Annotated in this window: 38 protein-coding genes; 21 read left to right on the top strand and 17 right to left on the bottom strand. The window is 63.9% G+C overall.

Going from position 1 to position 19,771, the window contains the following annotated elements; translation table 11 throughout:
- Positions 1-13: 13 nt before the first annotated feature.
- The 15 genes from C4F17_RS12455 to C4F17_RS12415 are packed head-to-tail and all read right to left on the bottom strand — an operon-like array spanning position 14 to position 7,212.
- Positions 14-1,180: a hypothetical protein gene (locus C4F17_RS12455; protein WP_159053652.1), complete on the bottom strand. Its 1,167-nt coding sequence runs from the start codon at positions 1,178-1,180 to the stop codon at positions 14-16.
- Positions 1,177-1,383: a hypothetical protein gene (locus C4F17_RS32790; protein WP_159053651.1), complete on the bottom strand. Its 207-nt coding sequence runs from the start codon at positions 1,381-1,383 to the stop codon at positions 1,177-1,179. Before C4F17_RS32790 ends, C4F17_RS12455 begins: the two co-directional genes overlap by 4 nt.
- Positions 1,380-1,943, bottom strand: a complete 564-nt coding sequence (locus tag C4F17_RS12450; RefSeq protein WP_159053650.1) for a hypothetical protein — start codon at positions 1,941-1,943, stop codon at positions 1,380-1,382. The genes C4F17_RS32790 and C4F17_RS12450 overlap by 4 nt, the downstream gene beginning before the upstream one ends.
- A complete protein-coding gene (locus C4F17_RS12445; RefSeq protein ID WP_106935447.1) occupies positions 1,940-2,362 on the bottom strand; it encodes a hypothetical protein in 423 nt (140 codons plus the stop codon). Before C4F17_RS12445 ends, C4F17_RS12450 begins: the two co-directional genes overlap by 4 nt.
- Entirely contained in the window at positions 2,362-2,526 is a 165-nt protein-coding gene (locus tag C4F17_RS32785; protein ID WP_159053649.1) for a hypothetical protein, read from the bottom strand. The genes C4F17_RS12445 and C4F17_RS32785 overlap by 1 nt, the downstream gene beginning before the upstream one ends.
- 1 nt (position 2,527) lies before the next feature.
- Entirely contained in the window at positions 2,528-2,812 is a 285-nt protein-coding gene (locus C4F17_RS12440; RefSeq protein WP_106935446.1) for a KTSC domain-containing protein, read from the bottom strand.
- Between the two features lie 26 nt (positions 2,813-2,838).
- Complete coding sequence (locus C4F17_RS12435) at positions 2,839-4,791, bottom strand: YqaJ viral recombinase family protein (RefSeq protein WP_106935445.1); 1,953 nt, start codon at positions 4,789-4,791, stop codon at positions 2,839-2,841.
- A 13-nt stretch (positions 4,792-4,804) separates the two neighbouring features.
- Positions 4,805-5,653: an ERF family protein gene (locus C4F17_RS12430; RefSeq protein WP_159053648.1), complete on the bottom strand. Its 849-nt coding sequence runs from the start codon at positions 5,651-5,653 to the stop codon at positions 4,805-4,807.
- A gap of 8 nt (positions 5,654-5,661) precedes the next feature.
- Positions 5,662-5,847, bottom strand: a complete 186-nt coding sequence (locus C4F17_RS32780; protein ID WP_159053647.1) for a hypothetical protein — start codon at positions 5,845-5,847, stop codon at positions 5,662-5,664.
- Positions 5,844-6,020, bottom strand: coding sequence for a hypothetical protein (locus C4F17_RS32775; RefSeq protein WP_159053646.1), 177 nt, complete (start codon positions 6,018-6,020; stop codon positions 5,844-5,846). Before C4F17_RS32775 ends, C4F17_RS32780 begins: the two co-directional genes overlap by 4 nt.
- On the bottom strand, positions 6,017-6,244 hold the full coding sequence (locus tag C4F17_RS32770; RefSeq protein WP_159053645.1) for a hypothetical protein: 228 nt from the start codon (positions 6,242-6,244) through the stop codon (positions 6,017-6,019). Before C4F17_RS32770 ends, C4F17_RS32775 begins: the two co-directional genes overlap by 4 nt.
- Positions 6,241-6,447, bottom strand: coding sequence for a hypothetical protein (locus C4F17_RS12425; RefSeq protein ID WP_106935443.1), 207 nt, complete (start codon positions 6,445-6,447; stop codon positions 6,241-6,243). Before C4F17_RS12425 ends, C4F17_RS32770 begins: the two co-directional genes overlap by 4 nt.
- Entirely contained in the window at positions 6,444-6,740 is a 297-nt protein-coding gene (locus tag C4F17_RS12420) for a hypothetical protein (RefSeq protein WP_106935442.1), read from the bottom strand. Before C4F17_RS12420 ends, C4F17_RS12425 begins: the two co-directional genes overlap by 4 nt.
- Positions 6,737-6,901, bottom strand: coding sequence for a hypothetical protein (locus C4F17_RS32765; protein ID WP_159053644.1), 165 nt, complete (start codon positions 6,899-6,901; stop codon positions 6,737-6,739). The genes C4F17_RS12420 and C4F17_RS32765 overlap by 4 nt, the downstream gene beginning before the upstream one ends.
- Positions 6,901-7,212, bottom strand: coding sequence for a hypothetical protein (locus C4F17_RS12415; protein ID WP_234382784.1), 312 nt, complete (start codon positions 7,210-7,212; stop codon positions 6,901-6,903). Before C4F17_RS12415 ends, C4F17_RS32765 begins: the two co-directional genes overlap by 1 nt.
- Before the next feature lie 160 nt (positions 7,213-7,372).
- Here C4F17_RS12415 and C4F17_RS33405 point away from each other — a divergent pair, with 160 nt between their 5' ends.
- Positions 7,373-7,588, top strand: coding sequence for a hypothetical protein (locus C4F17_RS33405; RefSeq protein WP_106935440.1), 216 nt, complete (start codon positions 7,373-7,375; stop codon positions 7,586-7,588).
- Between the two features lie 95 nt (positions 7,589-7,683).
- Here C4F17_RS33405 and C4F17_RS12405 read toward each other — a convergent pair whose 3' ends face one another.
- On the bottom strand, positions 7,684-8,664 hold the full coding sequence (locus C4F17_RS12405) for an SDH family Clp fold serine proteinase (protein ID WP_106935439.1): 981 nt from the start codon (positions 8,662-8,664) through the stop codon (positions 7,684-7,686).
- A gap of 431 nt (positions 8,665-9,095) precedes the next feature.
- Positions 9,096-9,902, bottom strand: a complete 807-nt coding sequence (locus C4F17_RS12395; RefSeq protein ID WP_234382781.1) for a S24 family peptidase — start codon at positions 9,900-9,902, stop codon at positions 9,096-9,098.
- Positions 9,903-9,983: 81 nt separating this feature from the next.
- Here C4F17_RS12395 and C4F17_RS12390 point away from each other — a divergent pair, with 81 nt between their 5' ends.
- From C4F17_RS12390 to C4F17_RS12305, 20 genes are all read left to right on the top strand, one after another.
- Positions 9,984-10,205, top strand: a complete 222-nt coding sequence (locus C4F17_RS12390) for a hypothetical protein (RefSeq protein ID WP_106935437.1) — start codon at positions 9,984-9,986, stop codon at positions 10,203-10,205.
- A 3-nt stretch (positions 10,206-10,208) separates the two neighbouring features.
- Entirely contained in the window at positions 10,209-10,352 is a 144-nt protein-coding gene (locus C4F17_RS32760; RefSeq protein WP_159053643.1) for a hypothetical protein, read from the top strand.
- A 202-nt stretch (positions 10,353-10,554) separates the two neighbouring features.
- Positions 10,555-10,944, top strand: coding sequence for a hypothetical protein (locus tag C4F17_RS12385; RefSeq protein WP_106935436.1), 390 nt, complete (start codon positions 10,555-10,557; stop codon positions 10,942-10,944).
- Positions 10,944-11,963: a phage Gp37/Gp68 family protein gene (locus tag C4F17_RS12380; protein WP_106935435.1), complete on the top strand. Its 1,020-nt coding sequence runs from the start codon at positions 10,944-10,946 to the stop codon at positions 11,961-11,963. Before C4F17_RS12385 ends, C4F17_RS12380 begins: the two co-directional genes overlap by 1 nt.
- A complete protein-coding gene (locus tag C4F17_RS12375; protein ID WP_106935434.1) occupies positions 11,960-12,211 on the top strand; it encodes a hypothetical protein in 252 nt (83 codons plus the stop codon). The genes C4F17_RS12380 and C4F17_RS12375 overlap by 4 nt, the downstream gene beginning before the upstream one ends.
- Positions 12,208-13,590 carry a helicase-related protein gene (locus tag C4F17_RS12370; RefSeq protein WP_106935433.1) on the top strand — a complete coding sequence of 461 codons (1,383 nt, stop codon included), beginning with the start codon at positions 12,208-12,210 and terminating at the stop codon, positions 13,588-13,590. Before C4F17_RS12375 ends, C4F17_RS12370 begins: the two co-directional genes overlap by 4 nt.
- Positions 13,587-14,468 (top strand): DNA-methyltransferase, encoded by an 882-nt coding sequence (locus tag C4F17_RS12365; protein WP_106935432.1) that lies wholly within the window; start codon positions 13,587-13,589, stop codon positions 14,466-14,468. Before C4F17_RS12370 ends, C4F17_RS12365 begins: the two co-directional genes overlap by 4 nt.
- On the top strand, positions 14,465-14,782 hold the full coding sequence (locus C4F17_RS12360; protein ID WP_106935431.1) for a hypothetical protein: 318 nt from the start codon (positions 14,465-14,467) through the stop codon (positions 14,780-14,782). Before C4F17_RS12365 ends, C4F17_RS12360 begins: the two co-directional genes overlap by 4 nt.
- Positions 14,782-15,576 carry a Pyocin large subunit-like protein gene (locus tag C4F17_RS12355; protein ID WP_106935430.1) on the top strand — a complete coding sequence of 265 codons (795 nt, stop codon included), beginning with the start codon at positions 14,782-14,784 and terminating at the stop codon, positions 15,574-15,576. The genes C4F17_RS12360 and C4F17_RS12355 overlap by 1 nt, the downstream gene beginning before the upstream one ends.
- Positions 15,569-16,138 (top strand): hypothetical protein, encoded by a 570-nt coding sequence (locus tag C4F17_RS12350; RefSeq protein WP_159053642.1) that lies wholly within the window; start codon positions 15,569-15,571, stop codon positions 16,136-16,138. The genes C4F17_RS12355 and C4F17_RS12350 overlap by 8 nt, the downstream gene beginning before the upstream one ends.
- On the top strand, positions 16,135-16,341 hold the full coding sequence (locus C4F17_RS12345) for a hypothetical protein (RefSeq protein ID WP_106935428.1): 207 nt from the start codon (positions 16,135-16,137) through the stop codon (positions 16,339-16,341). The genes C4F17_RS12350 and C4F17_RS12345 overlap by 4 nt, the downstream gene beginning before the upstream one ends.
- Complete coding sequence (locus C4F17_RS12340) at positions 16,338-16,787, top strand: hypothetical protein (protein WP_106935427.1); 450 nt, start codon at positions 16,338-16,340, stop codon at positions 16,785-16,787. The genes C4F17_RS12345 and C4F17_RS12340 overlap by 4 nt, the downstream gene beginning before the upstream one ends.
- Positions 16,778-17,020: a hypothetical protein gene (locus C4F17_RS12335; RefSeq protein WP_106935426.1), complete on the top strand. Its 243-nt coding sequence runs from the start codon at positions 16,778-16,780 to the stop codon at positions 17,018-17,020. Before C4F17_RS12340 ends, C4F17_RS12335 begins: the two co-directional genes overlap by 10 nt.
- A complete protein-coding gene (locus C4F17_RS12330; protein ID WP_159053641.1) occupies positions 16,984-17,355 on the top strand; it encodes a hypothetical protein in 372 nt (123 codons plus the stop codon). Before C4F17_RS12335 ends, C4F17_RS12330 begins: the two co-directional genes overlap by 37 nt.
- Positions 17,352-17,870, top strand: coding sequence for a DUF1367 family protein (locus C4F17_RS12325; RefSeq protein WP_106935424.1), 519 nt, complete (start codon positions 17,352-17,354; stop codon positions 17,868-17,870). Before C4F17_RS12330 ends, C4F17_RS12325 begins: the two co-directional genes overlap by 4 nt.
- Positions 17,867-18,304 (top strand): Ref family recombination enhancement nuclease, encoded by a 438-nt coding sequence (locus C4F17_RS12320; protein WP_106935423.1) that lies wholly within the window; start codon positions 17,867-17,869, stop codon positions 18,302-18,304. Before C4F17_RS12325 ends, C4F17_RS12320 begins: the two co-directional genes overlap by 4 nt.
- Complete coding sequence (locus C4F17_RS32755; protein ID WP_159053640.1) at positions 18,301-18,579, top strand: hypothetical protein; 279 nt, start codon at positions 18,301-18,303, stop codon at positions 18,577-18,579. Before C4F17_RS12320 ends, C4F17_RS32755 begins: the two co-directional genes overlap by 4 nt.
- Entirely contained in the window at positions 18,576-18,812 is a 237-nt protein-coding gene (locus C4F17_RS32750; RefSeq protein WP_159053639.1) for a LexA family protein, read from the top strand. The genes C4F17_RS32755 and C4F17_RS32750 overlap by 4 nt, the downstream gene beginning before the upstream one ends.
- Positions 18,791-19,249: a hypothetical protein gene (locus tag C4F17_RS12310; protein ID WP_106935421.1), complete on the top strand. Its 459-nt coding sequence runs from the start codon at positions 18,791-18,793 to the stop codon at positions 19,247-19,249. The genes C4F17_RS32750 and C4F17_RS12310 overlap by 22 nt, the downstream gene beginning before the upstream one ends.
- Entirely contained in the window at positions 19,246-19,755 is a 510-nt protein-coding gene (locus C4F17_RS12305) for a hypothetical protein (RefSeq protein ID WP_106935420.1), read from the top strand. Before C4F17_RS12310 ends, C4F17_RS12305 begins: the two co-directional genes overlap by 4 nt.
- Positions 19,756-19,771 lie beyond the last annotated feature (16 nt).

Genomic DNA, 19,771 nt, shown 5'->3' with positions numbered 1-19,771 from the left:
GCTCTCGTCGTGCTCATTCCTTGCTCCCCCCATCGCCCTTGTCGGTGGAGGAGGCGGCGACTGCATCAAGGCAAGCATTCCAGCCGCGCATCCACTCGACCGTGACCGCGAGGCCATGTTTCTGTGCGTACATGCTCGCTGCCTCTACGCCCCCATCTCCCCCGCATCCCTGAGAGGGGCAGGGCTGGGCGGCAGATTGGGCTGCCAGCACCAAGGTGATGAGTGCGCGATAGGCGGCAGATTTCAGCACTACATCGTTTTCACCCATCCATTCGCGGACTTCGTATTCGGCCGCGTCCTTCGCGCTCTTGCGCGATGCTCCAGCATCCACCGGCTGCGCCACAGTTGCGGGGGAGCGGGCAGCGGTGTCCTCACGGTTCTTCGCGAAGTAGATGATGCGTTCGATGTCGCTGCGAGTGACTTGCACCACGTTCTCTGCCATGCGTGCGCCGCCTGCCTCTTCGGCAAGTGCCATCAAATCGCCGGCCGCGAACGCCTTGCTGTGCTGTTCTGGCGTCACGGGCATCCATTCCTCCGCGCTCGCTGCTGGCGCTTCTTGGCGCGATGCGCGTTTGCAAAGGGCTCGCGTGTCGCCATCACTGGTGCCGCAGCTACCCGTGAAGGGTTCCGATGCGCCACACGTTGCACAGGGCTCGCGCGCAGCGGCGGCAGCACGGGTAGCGCGGACCTCGCGGATGCAATGCAGCGCAATGTTCGCCAGTCGGTTCGCATCGACGGGGAAGAAGGCCGCCTGCTTGACGCCGCCATCGACAATGAACCGCTCGGTTGCGCTCAGGTCGTCTTCGTGGATCGCCTGCCACGCGAGGGCAGCGCGCAGCGTATGGAACGCATCAACCATTTTGGTCGGCGTGTAGGGATCGCCAGTGGCAAGTGACAGTAGCTCGCCGGTCATGTGCTCGATGTCGGCAGCGGATACCCACCGGCCGCCCTTCAATGCGGTTGCTTCGTCAACCTCCTGCCCGCGCGCAGCGGTAGCGGCACCGGGTGCGGCGAGGGCATCGCGAAAGGCGTTCGCTGTGCCTTCTGAGAGAGCGACCTCGATGCCGGGGTTTGCGCGAGCTTCTGCCGCCAGTCTGCGCACATCCACCACCGCCCCAGAGGCAACGGAAGGCGCTGCTTGTTCTGTGCGGGAGGCGGGGGTGTTGGGGTGGTGGGTCATGGCTGGGTGTCCTTCGCAACATTGGCGGCCTTGGCGATGGCGGCTTCTTTGTCGCGGATCTTCTCGAATGCGCGCAAGCACTCGAACTCGTAGGCGCGGTCATCCCCGATGCTCGATTCCGCGATGGCGCGCTGACGGCGGCACATTTCGTCCCAGTCCCACTGTTCGACTGGCAACTGCCCCGGCGTGTTCTGCGCACTCATGCCCCACCTTCCTTCTTCCCACCCTCATCGCCCCCCAGGAGCAGCGCTCCTTCTTCTGGGTGGGGGGAGGGGGAGACCAGTGACTGCAGGCTAAACCAGCAGGTGTCCTCTCCGCGCACTGCAATGCGGCCATCCGAGTTCATGCGCATCTCGGAAACCGTGAAGTACTCGGTCGGATTGAGCACGGTGATCGGGTAGTTGGCCTTGACGCGGGCGCCAATGGTCGGCACCAACTGCCACCCGCCTTGCTCGCTCGCTTGCTTGAAGTCGATGGGGAGGCTGGGGGGAGTGGCGCGGGCTGCTCGGTCGGCATCGACGTAGGCGCGCATCTGGTCGGCATCGTAGATTTCCTCGGGGACACGCTCGATGGCCCTGTCCACGCCGTCCTCCCATCCGTATTCAGCGCATTGGTAGCGGTCGCGCAAACCGCGATCTTCGACGCCGCAGCCAAGTGCCTGCGAATTCAGTTCCGGCCAGTTGATCTCCAGCGGCTCGGGCAGTGGCGGATAGTCGCGCTCCGCCTCGCTGCTGCTGGATGAGGATGGGGATTGGGGATTCATGCCGGACCTTTCATGCTGTAGGCGAGGCGCAGGCCCGATGCATCGAGGGCCTGCAGGGATTCGGCCTTGGCCGCTTCGACCAGGTCGCTGCGGCCGATGGCTTCGGCCTGCTTGATGAGAGCCTCAAGGAAGCTCTGGCCCTTCAGTTCGCGGGCCTTGGCGCGCAGCTCCAGCGCTTCGATCTTGAGCGTCTGCACCAGGATCTCGAGCCGGCGCTGTTCAGCGCTGCGGGCGCTGCGAATCTCGGCGCTCGTCGAGACGCCGTTTTCGAAGAAGTCACGACGCGCGGCGGCGATGGTGTCGGAGACCTTGAGCAGTTCGAGCTTCGCGCGCTCCAGCTCGACGAAGACGTCGGTGTACCGGCTCGGGTCGCGGGCGGCCTGGGAGTGGGCCGCAGGGGATGTGTCGAGGAGATCCATCAGGATGCCTCCGGCGCGAGCGCCACTTCGCGGACCGTTTCCACCGGCACACCGAGCTCGGCCGCGGCCTGTTGGCATGCCGCCTCGATGTCCGGCGCACCGGCCTTCTCGGCCTGCTCCAGCGCCTGGTTGATCTTCTCGAAGGGGATGATGGTGAAGTCCATGTCAAGCTGCCTCGGGGGCCTTGAACTTCTTGAACGGCAGCGGCTTGATGTGCGCGCCGAAGTACTTGCCGATGGACTCGGCGCCCACGAATTCGGCGTGCGTCTTCGCCTCCACGTTCGGGTAGTGGTAGATCGCGCCGCCGGTGCGCGAGAAGCTGACGGCCAGCGTCTTGCGCGCAGCGTCGTAGCCGACGGCCGCCACTTGCTTGGACTCGACGGGCGTCATCGGAATGGCGACGTACTCCTCTTCGGAGAAGGCGGCGGGGGCGGTATAAGACTTGGACATGGCAAATTCCTTTGAGCGGAGGCGGGTCAGGCGGCGTCGACTTGCAGTTCAGTGACGCGGAGGGTGTGCGCCGCGATAGCGCGGCCGATCAGCGGCAGATCGCTGTCGCGGTAGAAGCGGCGCGCGCCGTCGATGCGTGCAGGCTCAAACCCGAGTTGCTTCAGGAACAGAGCGCTGACGTCGTACCCGAGGCGGCGGTTGATGCCGCCGATCAGCAGGTTCGACGGACTGGTGTCGCCGCCGGGCGCGGCCGGTGTGGCAGCGGGCTGTGCGCGGGAGGCCATCTGGTAGACCGTGGGGGCAGCGGCGGGCGCCGGCGCAGCCACCACGGCGGCAGGCGCGGGCGCTGGTGCCGGCGTCGCTGCAGCTGCGGCTCTCGCGACGGCGGATTCGCGCGCAGAGCGGGCCACCTGCAGCGCTTGGTCGCGCGACTCGATCAAAGCCTGGCAGTGCGTGCCGTAGGCCTCTTCTTCGAAGACCTGCGCCTCCAGCGTGGCGATCGTCTGGTCGCAAAGCGCAACATCGGCGCCGTTCAGGGTGGACTTGGTCTGAGCGTGGGCGCGCTGCACCTGCGTGGCGGCAGCCTGTTGGGCACTCGCCTGGATGCGCTTCTGCTCGGCTTCGACACGCAGGGCCTCTGCGCTGTCGAACTCACTGCAACGGACCTTCACCAGCGCCGCGAAGTCGTCGGGCGCCTTCGTCAGGATCGCCGCCTTGTCGTTGAAAAGATGGCTGTGCTTTTTGTCGAGGGCGCTGAGCGTGTCGAGGTTGGTGCGCAACAGCGTTGCACGTTGGCGATAGCTGATCTTCAGCGCTGCCAGGGCCTCGTTGACTGAAGCCTGCATGCTGTCGAAGCTGCGCTTGTTCTTCACCGCCTCAGCGAACTCGCCAACCACATGGCCAATTGGCGCGATCAGTTCCTCGCCCAGATCCGCATTGAGCGATGCCACCTCCGCGGCCAACAGGTCGCGGGCGGTCCGAGTCATCTCGGCCTTGACCTCTTCCTTGCGGCGCTCGACCAGCTTCTCCTGCGTCTTGCCCAGCTCGGTGCCCAGCTTCTCGATCTCGTCGAGCACGCCCATCGCTTCGTTCAGCGAGCCTGTGCGGCGCAACAGGTCGGCCTTGGTGCTGACGGCAACCTTGGCGATCTCGCGGCCCTTTTTACCGGCCGACACCGCGTCGGCGAATTCCTGGTCAGTGCTCGGCTTCTTCGGCGCAGCGGCGGCGAAGGCCTCGAGCGCTTCCAGGTACACACCCAGGTTGTGCTTGATTTCGAGGTCGCCTGACACGTCGAACTGCAGTGCCGGCATAGCCGCGTAGGTGCGCGCAATGACGATCGCGCCGGCGGTGGGCGGCACGTAGCCAACCATCTCTTCTTCCAGCAGCTGCCAGCCGGCCAGGATCTCCGCGCGCAGGTCCGGGTCGGACACGTAGACCACGTGGCGGGCTTCGATCAGGGTTTCGCCGTCCCAGTCGGATGCAGTGAACAACACATCTTCGGCATCGGTACAGAAAAGCTGCTGTTCCATCTGCACGCGGTAGGACTTCGGCAGGTCCGCGCCAGTCGCGCCGTCGACCATGGCCTCGCGCAGAGCATCGTTCAGCTGCTTGTGTTCCCATAGTCGGGTGAAGCGGATAACACCGGGCGTGGCGAACGGCACAGCGCCGTCCAACGACGCGCTGTACTTGCCGCGCGACACCACCATCGGGACCAGTTCGTCGCAGAGCACGTCTTCGCCGAGCGGGCGTGCCAGGGCTTCAATGCGGTGGCCGTTGTCGTAGCGCGCCTGGGTGCGCGGGTCCACGTCTGCCGTCAGGCCGGTGTGCAGGCGCAGCTTCAGTTCGTCTCGGGTCTGGTAGGGCGAGCAGCCCAACATTGCGGCGCAGTCGCTCGCGTTGAAATGCACTGCACGATAGGCGTGCCATTCCCGACTGCCTTGGACGAGGTCGTGAATAACGATGGCGTGTGTGGTGTTCATTTGGATGTCCTGGTCAGGCGGCACGGACGGCGCGCAGGGTTTTCTTTTGCTCGTCGGTGAGCGGGAGATTTCGCTTCTCGATGAAGTCGATCAGCGCATCGGGCGTCTTGCGGCCATCGCTGATCACGGCTTTCCACTGCGCCAGGTTGGCGGTGAACATCGCGTGGTCATAAGTCGCCGCCTTGCGATCGCCGTGGTCGTCGGTATCGAAGGGCGCGCCGCCGCCCGCGCCGCCAGGGCCGCCATCGTTGTCCGGCAGGATCTCGTCCTTGACGGCAAGGCCGGTGATCATCAGCAGTGTGTAGCGGGACAGGTACGTCGTCGTGGAGGCAACCTGCTGGATGTTGTTCTTGGTGCCGCTGCTGTCCAGCGGGCCGTCGAGCGAGATAGATTCGCTGTGGCCCTGGGCATGGGTCAGCGTGCAGGTGACGTGCACCCGGTCGCCGATGCGTTCCGGCTTCCACGAGTGGCTGACGCCAACCTCAGCCAGGCCTTCGATGATTGCCTCTGCGACATTGCCGAGCGTGGCGTGCCAGTAATCGGTCGCGGTGCCGCCGTTCTTGGACTCAAAATACACCCGCTTGTCCTTGAGGATCTTGGGCGGGTTCTTCTTGAACTGCGCCATCGCTGCGACGTAGGCCTTCTTCGCTTCGCCGGCCTCCCATTCACGCTGCAGCGCCAGGATGTCGCGCATCTGGTCAATGGTGCCGCCGGCTTGAAGGAAGGCGAGCGCGTTGCCCATCGGGCCGGCGCTGGCTGGGGCGGCGGCAATGTCGCGGCGGCTCGTCAGTGCAGGGGCGCTGTGCGTCGTGGGGGCGGCATCGAGCATGTCGATGGTGCGCTCTTCAGTAGCGGTGTTCATGGTCTCTTTCAGCGGAAGTACAGATGAATGCCCAGCGCAACGAGCAGCGGGGCGACGGTGAGGAACACAAGGACGCGAGTCCATCCGTTCATGCGTTCGATGTCCTGGCGCTCGTCGGCTTCTTCGGTCGCAAGGCGCGTGTTGGCGTGGGTGTCGCCCCAGTGGCCGGGGGTGCTGGACTTGATGGTGGTCATGGCTTGCCTTTCATCGCCACCGTCTCGGCAGCGTTGTCGTTGACGACTTGAGCGGTCACCTGTGCTGCTTCGACCTCATCGGGCCCAAGCAGGGGAGACACAGCAGGCGCTACGCCGAACAGGGCGAACACCAGCAGGTAGATGAACCAGTCGGGGAGGTCGGCGAAGTTCATGCGGCACTCACCTTCAAGACTGGTTTCGCAAAGTCGAACTCAACCTGAACGACCGTTGCACGGTGTTCACGCAGCACGCGATCCATTTGGTGATGCGACCCAGTGATTCCGCAGACGGCTTGAAAGTCGAGCTTTGCCGCGGCTTCATGGCGAGCCGTCCAGCGATCCAGGGCAACGGACAGAACCTTTCGGCGCGGACCGTGGACTACGGCGTAGGCCTTCATGCCGCCACCTCCGCACCCCGCGCCGCGACGTGCTGCTGATAGCGCTCTTCGTAGGCGTCGAAGTACTTGGCAAACGCTTCACGCAAGATCGCCTTGTTCGCAGGGTCTGCCATGTAGTAGCAGTGCGCGAGCGACTTCACGAAGCTGCCGCCTTGCACCTCCATCATGTGGAGGGCGTTGTCGTAATGGGGCGCGGCGCTCACGATGCACCTCCCATGCGGTGCTGTTGTTGCTCGAGCGCGAAGTGGTCCGACGGCGTGAAGTAGGCCGGAGTGGCCTTGCTGGCGTTCAAAGCGCGGTCGCAGGCAAGGCGCTCCGGTTCGAGCTCGAGCCCGCTGCCCGCGAGGCATTCCGCGACCACCTGCTGTGCTTCATCGCCCTGCAGGTCTTTCACGTCGCAGGCCTCGATGAAGAACTTGCTTTCGAGCTTCTGCAGGTCCTTGGCATGGCAAGGCCGCACGCCGGCGCCCTCAGTGTTGGTGGCGCTGTACGTCATGCAGCCTCCAGATCGCGCTGGGCGAAATGCTTGTTGAAGAGGACGAAGGCAGCGGGGCCTTCAGCGACTTGAACCTCGATTGCTGCCGCGCCTTCGGGCAGGTCCATCGCGTTGTCGAAGAGGAAGCTCTGGCGGGCTTCGTGGGAATGGGTGATGGGCATCACGCGGCCTCGAGCATCTGAGCGATGACGGCGGTGCGTGATGCGGCGGCCGAGGCCTTGGCGATCGCGGCGGCGGCCTGTTGTGCAGCAATGCGCTGGCCCTCGGCGATCAGCTCACGGGCTTCGTAAGCCTCGATCTTGGTGAGGCCGTTGTGCGGCACGAATTCGTAGAACGTGCCCTTCGCCGCGTTGGCCAGCACGTATGCGTCGGGCCTGAAGTCGCCAGGAGTCGGAACCTTGGCGATCACGGTCAGCGACAGGAAACCGACCTTGACGGTGGCGCCTACTGACCAGTCCTGCTTTGCCTTCATCTTCATCTCCAAGTTGCTGCGGGATGCAGCGCTCGGGACGAATCGTAGCGAATCGCTAGAAGCTATGCAAGCGATTCGCTAGAAATATTTTTGGGAGCACGCTTGTAGCTACACGCGGACGTGAAAAAGCCCGCGCGCGGCGGGCTTGGTCAGGGGCTTTATGGCGCGCCACATAGGGAGCGGCCTCTATGTTGATCAGGTGCGCAAGCGCGGGCCCGTCGAGCGCGTAGATGGTGCGCTGCGCGATGCGGACGGCCTGACCGTGGAGGACTTCGACCTGCCGCTGAACCTGATGCTGGCGTGCTCTGTGAAGGCGGCCCAATCAGCTGAGCATGCGCTGGCCGTCGTGGCGGCGATTCTTACCAGTCGCTCATGAAAAAGCCCGCACATGGCGGGCTCGGTTGAAGTTGTTGGGCTTACTTTTTTTGCGCCTGACGCTCTTGAATTTGACGGGCAAACGCAGCGCCGGCTTCAGCTAAGTGGTTGTTCTTCGCCATCGCCTGACGGAGGCTGTCCGCCTGCTCCTTGTGGCTCGGCGGTGTTGGAGTGTGCCGCTTCAGGCTGAATTGCTCCAGCAGTTTCGGGCTGTGCATCTGGAGATTCCTTTGGTGCGATTGCCTCAATGAAGGCGACTAAGTCTAGCACGTAGGGGTCGTTCTGCCGACCTCCTCGCCACATCGCGTTGACCACGAAATCACGCATCTCCAGCATAGCTGGGTGATCGTTGCGTTCAACTCTTTCAAATAGCGTTCTAGCTTCAGCGCGGTCAATTACAAATCCGTGGGCAGGATAATTATTGATTAGTTTCCCAAGTGCGTCTGGCTTAAGATTTTTCGACTTGTCATTGAGGCGAGTTCCATACTCGTGTGCAATCTGCAATGCCGCATTCATTTCGCCCAAGCGGACGGGGTCAATTTGGGCGTACATTGGTTCATAAATCCCACGAACCAAATCTCCAGCCAATTCAGACGCTACTTTCGTGCTTAGCCCGCTAGATGAATTGATATCTAGGAGATACTGATTGAAGGTCGCAAGTGCATCGCTTTTCAAATACGTCATGCCCCTAAGAATATCGAGGCCCGAAGTCTGTTGAAAAATTTCATCTTTTTTCTGAAATTGGACATCAAGTGGCCCTAGCTCCCCTTTGTCAAACATAATCAGGCGGGACGCGCCGATACAGACCAGAGTTCCCGCACTTTTGCACTCGGCGGGGATTGCGACGGTAAAATTTTCAGAGCCGTAGTGATGTGTAAATGCGCGCGCGATTCGGTACCCTGTATTGGGGTTGCCGCCTCCTGTACACAGAAAAAGAATGCTCTTCTTTCGTTTCGTGCCTCGTGCCTCAATCGCATCGCAAACCCTGTCATACCCAGACTTCTCAATACGACCTACATAGCCAAAAACATCCGTTTCGGAATCTTTGTAGTAGGCCGATATTTCGGATAGGTTCATATGCCGAGCTCTCGTGTTGGAATGCCTCTAAACGAATTGGCCTGCATTTCTGCCAACCTCGAAGTTTTGTTAGTTGCAGCTGAACGTGTTGCCCGCGCCGCGCGCGCAGAACGTACCATCCGTCCCCTGCAGGTTGCCGCCAGCGACGAAGTTGTAGCGAACACCATTTTGGGCACCCCAGCAGCCGGCTTGGTCGCAGTTCACGAACTGGCCAGGCCCTCGGTGCACAGGCTGCGCTGGCTCGTACCGCTGGGCGGCCGGCGCTGCACCGCAAGCTGCCTGCATCTCCTGCCAAGCCCTGTCGACCATGCCCTGGTCCGGTCTCAGCGAGTTTCGCGACACCTCGTAGTTGCGCGTGGCGCGCTGGCAGTCTTGGGCGTGAGCTCCAAATGCCGCACAGGCCGCAAAAATCAGCGCCGCCATCGCGCGCATCAGAAGTCCTCGCCCCGCCAAGCCTTCACCACGCGGCCGAACACCTGAAAGTCCATGCCATCGACAATGTCGAACGGGTCATATCGCAAGTTTTCAGATTTTGCTCGAATGATCACCCCTTGCAGGGTCGGAATCCGCTGCAACCTCTTCACAAAGCCTTCGTCGCCGACTCGAAAGAAGTAGATCCCATCGATGTCGGCCCGGTCGATCCCGCGATCGATAAGGAGCGGGTCGCCGGGGTTGTAGAGCGGGCGCATTGAATCGCCGAAGCCAGTAACGATTGCCAAATTCTTCGGGCTTGTGATGCGGTGCACGTTCTGCTGCACCCACTCTGGGCTCACCACCCACTTACGAATGACGCCAGGCTGATCGTGAAGAACTAGTCCGCTGCCCATCGCGCCCCCGGTGTCGAACTGCTCGATAGTGGTGTCTTGCTCAACCAACTCGGCACCCCTGAGCGAGGCCAGGCTGACTTTTTCGCCTGGAACGATGGGCGTGCCAGCGCCAAGCTTCTTCAGCGCGATGTTTCCAGGGTTCAGGTGAGACGGAATCGCGGAATTGGAATCGAACCATCCCCGGCCCAACTCAAGAGCGTCCTCGATCTTCATGGCCGCTTCATGGCCAAGCCGGCGCGGACTTCTTGAACCATCGGCCCGAGGTGGCAACAGGGTGCCTTTGAGTACCTGATCCAGCGTCTGCCAGTTGACCTTGGCCTCGTCGCCGATCGCCCGAATTCCGCCCTCGACCACGTTTGCAAGCATGCGAAGGCGCCTCGTCCGGTGGCTGTCGTGGTCTTGTTCGTCCATAGGCCGCATTTCTAGCACGGCGCTAGAACTCGTCTCTAGCGAATCGATTGACATGATCTAGCGATTCGCTAAGATGAGGCGATGGCTAAGCAATTCACCCCCGACGAGCGCAAGCGACTGTCCGCCATGACGGGCATCGACGAGCAATACCTCTACCAGTGCCTGACCGGTCGCCGGGACATGAATCCCACCGCGGCCGTCAAGGCTGAAAAAGACAGCAAGGGCGAGCTGACGCGGCAACAGCTGTGCCAGAAGACCTATGCGGGCATCTGGCCCGAACTGGCCGAAGCCAAGGCGGCCTGAGTCATGCCCCGCGCCCTTGGCTTCCTCATCTTCACGGCTGGCGCCGCAACTGCGCTCGCCGGCTTCTGCAGCGTTGACCGACACGTGGCCGCCTGCGGCGTCGTGCTGATGCTGGTCGGCCTCGGCGGCTGCCTCACGCGAGCCTGACCCATGCCCGACCTCACACCCCTGACCTTCGCCCTTGAGGTGATCTGCGGCTGGTACCTGGTCGTGTTTCTGGTCTTGAGCCTCATTCCAGGCGCGTCGAGCCAAGAGATCGGCAAGCCCTAGTAGAGCGGCGGCATGTACGTGTTGCATGCCGCCATTGTTTTGCCCCCCATTGATAAGCACTGAGAAGCAGAGAAACAGCATGGTCTCACCCGTTATCACTAGTTCTCAGAACGGCACGAAGGAACAGCTCACGCTGGACTTCGTCCCCGGTCTGTTGGAGCGCTTCCGCTCATTGCGAGAGTGCGTCGGCGCTGGCGTCTACCAGCGCGGTCTCGGCCGCGTGGCGATCGATCTGGATGTCGCGCCCGGCAATCTGTCGGTGCAGATCAGCGACGACCCCTCGCGCAAGTTCAGCGTCGACAGCCTCGAGCGCTACATCGAGAAGACGGGCGACAACACGCCCATCATGTACCTGGTCGAGAAGTTCCTGGCGCCCGACGCGCGACCCAAGAACGCGCACGAGGTGCAGGAGATCCGCAACCAGCTGGCCAGCGCGATGCGCAGGCTGGAAACGCTGGGGGGGGCGTGATGGCAGCCGACAGCAAGATCGAATGGACCGACCACACATTCAATCCGTGGGAGGGCTGCCAGAAGGTCGGACCTGGCTGCGACCACTGCTATGCGGAGTCGCGCAATGCTCGTTTCGGTGGCGGGCAGGCGATCAACTGGGGTCCGGGTGCGCCGCGCCGCCGCACCAGTGAATCGAACTGGAATCTGCCGAAGCGCTGGAATGCCCAAGCCGACGTCTTCATGATTCAGCACGGGCGCCGACAGCGCGTGTTCTGCGCCAGCCTGGCCGACGTGTTCGACAACGCTGTGGACCCGCAGTGGCGCGCCGACCTCTTCGAACTGATCGCTGCCACACCGAATCTCGACTGGCTGCTGCTCACAAAGCGCATCGGCAATGTGGGAAACATGCTGCCGGTGCCGTTCGACTTCGAGCGCTTGTATCCACACGTCTGGATCGGCGCCACCGTCGTCAACCAAGCCGAGGCCGATCGTGACATTCCCAAGTTGCAGGCCGTGTCGGCTGCGAAGCGATTTCTAAGCATGGAGCCGCTGCTGGGGCCGGTGTCGTTCCGCTGGGCCACATGGGTCGACCGTCCGCGCATGCACCGCGAGAACGGATGCGAACACCACCTAGACGGCATGCGCGGCATTGACTGGGTGATCGTCGGTGGCGAGAGCGGCGCCCGCGCGCGGCCAATGCATCCCGACTGGGCACGCAGCCTGCGCGATCAATGTCAGGAGGCCGGAGTGCCCTTCCTGTTCAAGCAGTGGGGGGAATGGACGGCCCACGATGTGGACCCCAACGGAGCGTCGTCCCACCTCTGCTGCATCGATCGCAATGGCGGTGAATGCGCCCTCTCGCGCGGCGCAGACATGCGAGAGAAGGGGGAGCCATGGTGGCACCTGCCTGCACACCCGGGACGTGGAACCTGGGGACCGGACGGCATCCCTGCCGGCGTCGTGGAAGTACGCCGCACAGGCAAGAAAGCCGCCGGCCGCCTGCTCGACGGCCGCGAGTGGAACGGGGTTCCCGAATGATCCCCGCACTCAACCAAGACATGGTGGACGGCATGGACGACACCGCCGGCCTGCTGCCCGGACACCTCCCGGCCTCGCGAAACAGCGCGTTCTTCTGGCGCGATCAGCCCAGCGTGCTCGCGTCCCAGTTCCCGGCGCCGAAGCGCAAGCCCACCAGCAAGCCGGCCCACATCACGCTGACCGGCCGCGAGCAGGGGCTGCGCGACGCCGACCGCAACTTCGCGTTGCGCATGGGGAGCATCGGATGAACTACGCCGACTTCGTCTCGTCGAAGCTCGGCACGGTGCCGTCCACCGGCATCGTCGGTGACCTGGCGCTGCCCGAGTCCCTTTTCGGATTCCAGGAAGCGCTGACCCGCTGGGCCGCCCGCCGCGGTCGCGCCGCGATCTTTGCAGACACCGGGCTGGGCAAGATGCGCATGGAACTGGCATGGGCCGATGCCGTGAACCGCTACACGGGCATGCCGCTCATGATCCACACGCCGCTTGCCGTCGCGGCGCAGCTTGCAGTCGAAGCGGCAAAGATCGGCGTGCGCGCCACCGTGTGCCGGGAAGCATCGGACCTGACCGACGGCATCAACATCGCGAACTACGAGCGCCTTCACAAATTCGATGCCTCGATCTTCGGCGGCGTGGTCCTCGATGAGTCCGGATGCATCAAGCACCACGACACGAAGACCTTCCAAGCGCTGACGGCCGCATACCACGACACGCCCTTCAAACTGCCGGCCACCGCGACCCCAGCGCCGAACGACTGGACAGAACTGGGCACCCATGCGGAGTTCCTTGGCATCTGCACCCGCGCGGAGATGCTGGCCGAGTTCTTCACGCACGACGGCGGCGACACCAGCGTCTGGCGTCTCAAGGGGCATGCTCGCTCGATCTTCTGGCGCTGGGTCGCAACCTGGGGCGCAATGATCCGCAAGCCTTCGAACTTGGGATTCGATGACGGCGCCTACAACCTCCCGCCGTTGCATCTCCACCAGCATCACGTCGACTTCGAGATGCCGCTGAACGGCATGCTGTTCGCCGCGGAGGCGCAGACCCTGAGTGAGCGTCGGGAAGCCCGCAAAGCCTCCCTCGAAGACCGCGTGCGCGAATGCGCCGCCATGGTGAATGCCGACGGCGCGGAGCCGTGGGTCGTGTGGTGCGATCTGAATGCGGAGGGTGATGCACTCACTCGCGCCATCGACGGAGCGGTGCAGATCTCCGGCGCCGATGACGTCGACACCAAAGAGCGGCGCCTGATCGACTTCGCAGAGGGCCGCATTCGCGTGCTGGTCAGCAAACCATCGATCTGCGGCTGGGGCCTGAACTGGCAACACGCGCGCCGCATGGCCTTTGTCGGCGTCACCGACAGCTACGAGGCCTATTACCAAGCCGTGCGCCGGTGCTGGCGCTTCGGCCAGACCAAGGACGTGCATGTGCACATCTTTGCCAGCAAGGCCGAAGGCGCAGTCGTCACAAATCTGAAGCGCAAGGAACGCGAAGCCGGGCTCATGGCCGATTCGCTCAGCGCCGAGACCTGCGAAGCCGTCATGGCCGAAGTCACGGGCTCTGTGCGCAACACCAACACCCATGCGGCGGCGCTTCCCGTCGCCGTTCCATCCTTTCTGGAGGCTGCATGAACTGCATCGATCAAGTCGTCACCGACCGCTACGCCGCATATCACGGCGACTGCGTTGAGGTGCTCAGGGGGCTGCCCGACCACAGCGTCGGCTACTCGATCTTCAGCCCGCCGTTTGCGTCGCTCTACACCTATTCGAACAGCCCGCGCGACATGGGCAACGTTCGGAGCGATGCCGAGTTCTTCGAGCACTTCGACTTCCTGATCGCCGAGTTGCGCCGCGTCATGAAGCCTGGACGCAACGTGTCGTTCCACTGCATGGACATGCCGAGCAGCAAGGAGCGAGACGGCGTGATAGGCCTCAAGGATTTCCCGGGCGACCTGCTACGTGCCTTCCAGCGCCACGGCTTCATCTTCCATGCCAAGGTCACCATCTGGAAAGACCCCGTGACGGCGATGACGCGCACCAAGGCGCTGGGCCTGCTGCACAAGAGCATCCGCGAGCGCTCGGAAATGACCCGCATGGGCATCCCGGACTACCTGATCACTGTTCGCGCGCCCGGCGAGTCGGAGCACGTCACGCACACCGCCGAGGAATTTCCTGTGTCGCTCTGGCAGCAGGTCGCCAGCCCGGTGTGGATGGATATCAACCCATCGGACACGCTGCAGTTCCGGTCGGCGCGCGAGCACGACGACGAGCGCCACATTTGCCCGCTGCAGTTGGAAGTAATCCGCCGCGGCGTGATGCTGTGGACCAACCCAGGCGACGTTGTGCTCAGCCCGTTCATGGGCATCGGCTCCGAAGGGTTCGTGGCCTTGGAGATGGGGCGCCGCTTCGTCGGTGCCGAACTGAAGAAAAGCTACTTCGACCAGTCCGTGGGCAACCTGGCCGCCGCCACGAAGGAACAGGCGCAGGGCTTGTTCGCGGAGGCCGCATGACCCTCAACGCCTCTCTCTCATCGGCGGCCAAGGCCGCCGGCCAACAGTTGACCCTCGACGTCAACGTCGCATGGACCCAGCACGCCATCACCGAGCTCAAGGCCTGGCTGGAGTTGCGCAAGCAGCAGGGCGCCACGCACATGACGATGGAGGAGTTCCGCCATGTCGCCCAGCGCCAGCCCGACTCGCACAAGTGCTGGGGCGCGCTGACCACGATGGCCAAGAACCTCGGCCTGATCGAGTTTGGCGGCTACGTGCGGGCGCAGAGCGTCAAGACACACAGTCATCCCGTCGTGCATTGGGAGATCGTCTAGTGGCCGGCGACTGGATCAAGATGCGCGCCGATCTGCGCCGCCATCCGAAAGTTGTCCGGATGGCGTCCGCATTGGATGCGGACAAATTTCGGATCATCGGCGGACTGCATGCGGTCTGGAGCCTGTTCGACGAGCAGACAGAAGACGGCTTGCTGGAGGGATACAACCCGAAAGCGCTGGACGAGGAGATCGCTTGGCCCGGGTTCGCTGATGCCATGCAGGACATCGGCTGGCTCGAATACGACGCCGAATACGGCCTTTTCGCCCCCGAGTTTGATGAGCACAACGGCCAGTCTGCCAAGCGTAGAGCCCAGGAAACGAAGCGCAAGCGCAAGGAGCGCGCAGAGGAACCTGGTCCGCATGGCAGCGGAAGTTTGTCCGCGTCAGATGCGGACACAAAGCGGACGAAAAGCGGTCTAGATAAGAGAGAAGAGTCTTCTTCACTACGTTCAGAAGACACCGCCGAATTTGAACTGGCGTGGCAGGCGTACCCGAAGCGGCCTGGCGCGTCGAAGGCAGGCTCGCTGAAGGCGTGGCGCGCACGGCGCAAGGCCGGCGCCTCGGCTGACGAGATGCTCGCCGGCGTACAGCGCTACGCGGCGTTCTGTGCTGCATCGAAGACCGAGCCGCGGTTTATCAAGCAGCCCGCCACCTTCTTCGGCCCCGACGAGCACTTCCGGTCGGACTGGACCTTCACCCCATTCGCACAGCGCGCTCCTGGCGCGCCGCACAAGCATTCCGCGGCAGCCGCCGCGATCTTCGACATGGACCAACCGGGAGTCTTCAATGCTTAAGCCGATTGCCGTGAACGCCGAGCAGTTCGCCTCGGCCCAGCCGCAGCCCGACGAGGGCATCGTGAACAACGTGTTCAAGGTGCTGCACGGCTACTACGGCAACCTGTTCCTGAGCAAGTTTGCTTCGGGCGTCACCGATTCCGCCGGCCGCGACAAGGGCGTGGCCAGCGCGCGCACAGTTTGGGCGTTCGGGCTGCGCTGCTTCGAAGAGTCGACGGTGGTGCGGGCGCTCGACCAGTGCCAGGAGCGTCATCCCGAGTTCCCGCCGAGTCTGCCCCAGTTCCTGGCCCTGTGCGCCGCGTGCGCGCCGCGCGAGACCTACCAGCCTGCGAACGCCATCGGCATGAGCAGCGCCTTGCGCAGCCAGTACGCCCGCCAAGCGCGCGCGATCAACGAGAAGCATGCGGAGCGCGCGCGCGGCCGCGCCACCGGCGAAAGGCCGCTGCCCGCCGGTTTGGACGGATTGAAGCTGGCGATCGCCAATGCCATCGGCTGTGCCGGTGGCGACGAGGCCGGCGCGCTGCTGATCCTCGATCGAACATTTGCAAGGAGTTGCGCATGATCCGCGCCCGCGAATCCCTCGACCAGTGGGCACAGAAGGCTCACGACATCCTCGACCAGGCGCAGCGCGGCGCCTCGGTGACCGGCGCGCACATCAACTGGGCGCTCGCTTACCTCGGCGACCGCGCTGGATCGGTCCGCGTGCCGGCCGACCTGCTGGGCGGCTACGACGCCAAGGAATCGAACTATGGGGTGACTGCATGAACTACGACATCTGGCCCGGCATCGGCCTCACGGACGCCCCATTTGACTGGGCGAAGTTCACTGGCTCTGCTGCCCTGAGCGCCAAGAGCACCGCCAACGTGGATCGGCGCCGGAAGGAAGAAGGCAAGGACTTCAGCTCCTTCCGCGGCCTGAGCCACAAGTCCGATGAGACCGGCCGGCGTGGCGCGCCCAAGACTCTGCGCGGCAGGAAGAACCCAGCCACGGGGTGCGGCAACGCATTTCGGCCTGAGAGCAACAGCGGACGCATCCGCGCCGCGCTGGCCCACGGGGCGATGACACGTGCGGAGATCTGTGCCGCCACCGGCGTCAAGTCCTCGCACATCTATGCCTACCTGAAGAACGACATCGAGAAGGGCCGCGTCGTCAAGGTCACCAAAACGGGCGAGTACCAGAAATTTGCGCTTGCGGAGGCGCCATGTGCCTGAATTGCGCCGCTGCCATCAAGCAGCCCGACTACCCGCTGTACGACGCGGCATGCAAGACGTGCACCGTCCGCGCTTTCGCCCACGGCCTGCCGTTCTGGCAGTCGAGGGAGGCCGGCGCCTTGGTGCCTGCATATACGCAAGCCATGCAGGCAGCCTTTGGCACCGAATGGCGGGTGTGGCACGAGAAGGTCAAGGAATGCTCGGCGAATATCGAGAAGGCGAGGGCGGCATGAAGGTCGCTGTGCCTGTGAAGACCATCTCCACGCTCAACGCGCGGGAGCACTGGAGCAAGAAATCTGCGCGCGCGAAATTACACCGCAGCCAAGCCGCGCTCGCGTTGCGCGTCGCCTGCGTGCCGCGCGCGCCCGCCACCGCAGTTGTGACGATCACCCGTATCGCGCCGCGCCCGCTGGATGGCGACAACCTGCAAGGCTCGCTCAAGAGCGTGCGCGATGGAGTCGCGGACTGGCTGCAGATTGACGACGGCAGCGCTCGTGTCGAGTGGCGCTACGCCCAGCGCAAGGGCGCGCCGAAGACCTATTCCGTTGAAGTGGAGGTGACCTCTTGACCGACATAACCCTCGTGCGCCAGCACGAAAGCCAAATCAGCGAGGCTGACAAAGACGCTGCGCGCCGGGTCATCTTTGGAATCATCGATGGCCTGGGTGAACGCGGCAAGCGCCAATGGCGCAGGCTCTGGAACAGCATCCTCCGGCTGGAGCCGGGCGAGATGCTTGCCCTGCAAACGCACCTGGCGCGCAGCGGCCCGTTCCATCGCCGGCACTTCGCGCTCGAGCAGGCGCTGTTCGACGCTCAAGAGCGCTTCGAAGTCTTTGAGCAATACCTCTACTGGATCAAGGTCGGTGCCGGCTGGGTTACGTGGGCGGCAGGGCCATCCGGCGGCGTGGTGCCGATTCCGAAAAGCATCTCCTACGCGGCGGCCGACGAAAACGAGTTTCGCGAGTTCCACCTGCAGGTCATCCAGTTCCTGCGCGGGCCGCATGCCGCCCGCTACCTCTGGCCGCACTTGAAAGAAGGCGCTGACGCCATGATGAATTCAGTGCTTGAGGGGTTCAATGAATGACCTTCGCCCGCAAACCCTACGTCCGCAAAGCCCAGCCGCTGTACGCCAAGGTGGAATGCCGCGGCACCTACGCCGCGCCCGTGACGGAAATCCCCGTATCGGCACCCAAGACCCCGCACCGCGCCGGCGGCGTGGCCGAGCAGCAGCACAAAGCCCGGCTTGCAGGCCTCGGCTGCATGTGCTGCCAGATGGCGCTGAACGTTTTCACGCCCGATATAGAGCTCCACCACCTGCGCGCCGGCCAGGGCTGGGGGAAGGGCGACTGGATGACGCTGATGCCGCTGTGCGTCGAGCACCACCGAGGCGCCAGCGGCGTGCACGGCTTGGGAACCAAGGGCTTCCCGAAGCACTACGGATTCACCGAGCAGGACATGTTGGATCGCGCATTGCAGCTTTTGAACATCGCGCCCATCGGGCAAGGAGACACGCTGTGAACGAACCGATCAAGGCTGGTGACATGTGCGAGGTCATCGATGGCCTGAAGGGCAAGGAATCACCCAACTTGGGACTGGTCGTCAAGGTGGTGGCATGCGTCGGCGAGCACTCGAAGTTCGGGCGCATCTGGCGCTGCGATGCCGAGTTTGCAGCGCGCGGGCAGCCCGGCAAGGACGTTCCCGGGGGCGTTGCCGACTTCGCGCAGTCGTGGTTGAAGAAGCTGCCGCCGCCGGGTGCCGACGCGCCGGCAAAGCGCCGCGAGGTGGCCGCTTGAGCCGCCTCACCGCCAAGCAGGCTGCCGTGCTCGACTTCATGCGCGAGTACGAGGCTGCGAACGACAACATGCCCACCATCCCGGTGATCGCGCGGCGCTTCGGCTATGCCAGCGCGAACGCCGCCAATGACCATGTGCAGGCGCTGGTGAAGCACGGGCACCTCGAGCGGCTGGCGGGGCAGGTCGGATTCCGGTTCGCCAGGGAGAAGCCATGCGCCGCCGCCCAGGTCTGAGCCTCATTGAGCGCGCGCTGATCGAGCGCGACTGGCGCGCCGTCGCCGTGAGCGCCCATATCCATGCCCTGATCGGCGATGACAGCGACCGCATGGTCAATGGCGCCGGCCGGGTGCTCTACGTCGTTCTCGGCGCGGCCATCGCCGAAGAGGTCGACGCCGACCAGCCCGAGCTGCGCATCATCCGCGGAGCCGTCAACGCCGTGCATGACCAGGCTGGCGAGGCAGAGATCCCGGCCGCGCGCCGCGCCTCCATCGAAAGCGGGCTGCTGGCCGCCGAGCGGCTGATCCCCACATTCGAGCGCCGCAGCCTCATCAACGCCGCGTGCGAGCTCGAACTGAAGCTGCGCACCGGCCATGTGAACACCAGCGACTTCGAAGCCCTCGTGGCCCAGTTCGCCAAGACCCAACCCACTACCGAGAAAAGGGCCCAATGACGCACAAGCCACCACAGCCGATTCGCCGCGGCGTCGGCGAGCAGATCTTCCAGACGATCCTGGACCTGCACAACGCTGGCCGAGTCGCCACGCGGCAGGTCGTCAAGGAAATGACCGGCCAGAGCTACAGCGTGGTCGATGACCACGTCAAACGCATGCTCGAAGACGGCCGCCTGCGCCGCGTCGTGCCGGGCGTGTTCGAGCCTGTCGAGGAAATGCCGGAGACCCGGGCCGTTTTCCTTGGCCGGCTGCCGAGCGGAATGTGGAAGTTCGAGGTCGGCGAATTCTGCGTTGACCTGACGCCAAGCGAGGCGCGGACCTTGGCCAGCCTGCTGGTCGGCACGGCCAACGAGATGTCCAGCCTGCAGAACGCCCGCGAACTGGCCGACGGCCTGGCCGAGGTCCGCCGCAACCAGACAGCGGCCGCGGCGCGCGAGAGGGAGCGCGACGACGCCATCCGCGCGCTGCAGGGCGTGCCGCAGCAAGAAGAAATCGCTTTCAACTGACCACCAGGACAAGAAC

Origin of the sequence: Variovorax sp. PMC12, from assembly GCF_003019815.1 — a bacterium.
GTDB lineage: Bacteria > Pseudomonadota > Gammaproteobacteria > Burkholderiales > Burkholderiaceae_C > Variovorax.
The sequence above is the reverse complement of the archived record's forward strand: the minus strand, read 5'-3'. Positions and strand labels throughout refer to the sequence as shown.

Excerpts from the sequence above, each read along its gene's own strand:
- C4F17_RS12445 (WP_106935447.1), bottom strand. The coding sequence starts at position 2,362 with ATGGATCTCCTCGACACATCCCCTGCGGCCCACTCCCAGGCCGCCCGC.
- C4F17_RS12405 (WP_106935439.1), bottom strand. The coding sequence starts at position 8,664 with ATGAACCTATCCGAAATATCGGCCTACTACAAAGATTCCGAAACGGAT.
- C4F17_RS12350 (WP_159053642.1), top strand. The coding sequence starts at position 15,569 with ATGCTTAAGCCGATTGCCGTGAACGCCGAGCAGTTCGCCTCGGCCCAG.
- C4F17_RS12380 (WP_106935435.1), top strand. The coding sequence starts at position 10,944 with ATGGCAGCCGACAGCAAGATCGAATGGACCGACCACACATTCAATCCG.
- C4F17_RS12420 (WP_106935442.1), bottom strand. The coding sequence starts at position 6,740 with ATGACGTACAGCGCCACCAACACTGAGGGCGCCGGCGTGCGGCCTTGC.
- C4F17_RS32785 (WP_159053649.1), bottom strand. The coding sequence starts at position 2,526 with ATGGACTTCACCATCATCCCCTTCGAGAAGATCAACCAGGCGCTGGAG.
- C4F17_RS12345 (WP_106935428.1), top strand. The coding sequence starts at position 16,135 with ATGATCCGCGCCCGCGAATCCCTCGACCAGTGGGCACAGAAGGCTCAC.
- C4F17_RS32775 (WP_159053646.1), bottom strand. The coding sequence starts at position 6,020 with ATGAACTTCGCCGACCTCCCCGACTGGTTCATCTACCTGCTGGTGTTC.
- C4F17_RS33405 (WP_106935440.1), top strand. The coding sequence starts at position 7,373 with ATGGCGCGCCACATAGGGAGCGGCCTCTATGTTGATCAGGTGCGCAAG.
- C4F17_RS12365 (WP_106935432.1), top strand. The coding sequence starts at position 13,587 with ATGAACTGCATCGATCAAGTCGTCACCGACCGCTACGCCGCATATCAC.
- C4F17_RS12340 (WP_106935427.1), top strand. The coding sequence starts at position 16,338 with ATGAACTACGACATCTGGCCCGGCATCGGCCTCACGGACGCCCCATTT.
- C4F17_RS12415 (WP_234382784.1), bottom strand. The coding sequence starts at position 7,212 with ATGAAGGCAAAGCAGGACTGGTCAGTAGGCGCCACCGTCAAGGTCGGT.
- C4F17_RS12375 (WP_106935434.1), top strand. The coding sequence starts at position 11,960 with ATGATCCCCGCACTCAACCAAGACATGGTGGACGGCATGGACGACACC.
- C4F17_RS12370 (WP_106935433.1), top strand. The coding sequence starts at position 12,208 with ATGAACTACGCCGACTTCGTCTCGTCGAAGCTCGGCACGGTGCCGTCC.
- C4F17_RS12435 (WP_106935445.1), bottom strand. The coding sequence starts at position 4,791 with ATGAACACCACACACGCCATCGTTATTCACGACCTCGTCCAAGGCAGT.
- C4F17_RS12440 (WP_106935446.1), bottom strand. The coding sequence starts at position 2,812 with ATGTCCAAGTCTTATACCGCCCCCGCCGCCTTCTCCGAAGAGGAGTAC.
- C4F17_RS12395 (WP_234382781.1), bottom strand. The coding sequence starts at position 9,902 with ATGGACGAACAAGACCACGACAGCCACCGGACGAGGCGCCTTCGCATG.
- C4F17_RS32770 (WP_159053645.1), bottom strand. The coding sequence starts at position 6,244 with ATGAAGGCCTACGCCGTAGTCCACGGTCCGCGCCGAAAGGTTCTGTCC.
- C4F17_RS12385 (WP_106935436.1), top strand. The coding sequence starts at position 10,555 with ATGGTCTCACCCGTTATCACTAGTTCTCAGAACGGCACGAAGGAACAG.
- C4F17_RS32780 (WP_159053647.1), bottom strand. The coding sequence starts at position 5,847 with ATGACCACCATCAAGTCCAGCACCCCCGGCCACTGGGGCGACACCCAC.
- C4F17_RS12455 (WP_159053652.1), bottom strand. The coding sequence starts at position 1,180 with ATGACCCACCACCCCAACACCCCCGCCTCCCGCACAGAACAAGCAGCG.
- C4F17_RS12310 (WP_106935421.1), top strand. The coding sequence starts at position 18,791 with ATGCGCCGCCGCCCAGGTCTGAGCCTCATTGAGCGCGCGCTGATCGAG.
- C4F17_RS12305 (WP_106935420.1), top strand. The coding sequence starts at position 19,246 with ATGACGCACAAGCCACCACAGCCGATTCGCCGCGGCGTCGGCGAGCAG.
- C4F17_RS32760 (WP_159053643.1), top strand. The coding sequence starts at position 10,209 with ATGCCCCGCGCCCTTGGCTTCCTCATCTTCACGGCTGGCGCCGCAACT.
- C4F17_RS32765 (WP_159053644.1), bottom strand. The coding sequence starts at position 6,901 with ATGCCCATCACCCATTCCCACGAAGCCCGCCAGAGCTTCCTCTTCGAC.
- C4F17_RS12360 (WP_106935431.1), top strand. The coding sequence starts at position 14,465 with ATGACCCTCAACGCCTCTCTCTCATCGGCGGCCAAGGCCGCCGGCCAA.
- C4F17_RS12430 (WP_159053648.1), bottom strand. The coding sequence starts at position 5,653 with ATGAACACCGCTACTGAAGAGCGCACCATCGACATGCTCGATGCCGCC.
- C4F17_RS12450 (WP_159053650.1), bottom strand. The coding sequence starts at position 1,943 with ATGAATCCCCAATCCCCATCCTCATCCAGCAGCAGCGAGGCGGAGCGC.
- C4F17_RS12335 (WP_106935426.1), top strand. The coding sequence starts at position 16,778 with ATGTGCCTGAATTGCGCCGCTGCCATCAAGCAGCCCGACTACCCGCTG.
- C4F17_RS32790 (WP_159053651.1), bottom strand. The coding sequence starts at position 1,383 with ATGAGTGCGCAGAACACGCCGGGGCAGTTGCCAGTCGAACAGTGGGAC.
- C4F17_RS12320 (WP_106935423.1), top strand. The coding sequence starts at position 17,867 with ATGACCTTCGCCCGCAAACCCTACGTCCGCAAAGCCCAGCCGCTGTAC.
- C4F17_RS12390 (WP_106935437.1), top strand. The coding sequence starts at position 9,984 with ATGGCTAAGCAATTCACCCCCGACGAGCGCAAGCGACTGTCCGCCATG.
- C4F17_RS12330 (WP_159053641.1), top strand. The coding sequence starts at position 16,984 with ATGCTCGGCGAATATCGAGAAGGCGAGGGCGGCATGAAGGTCGCTGTG.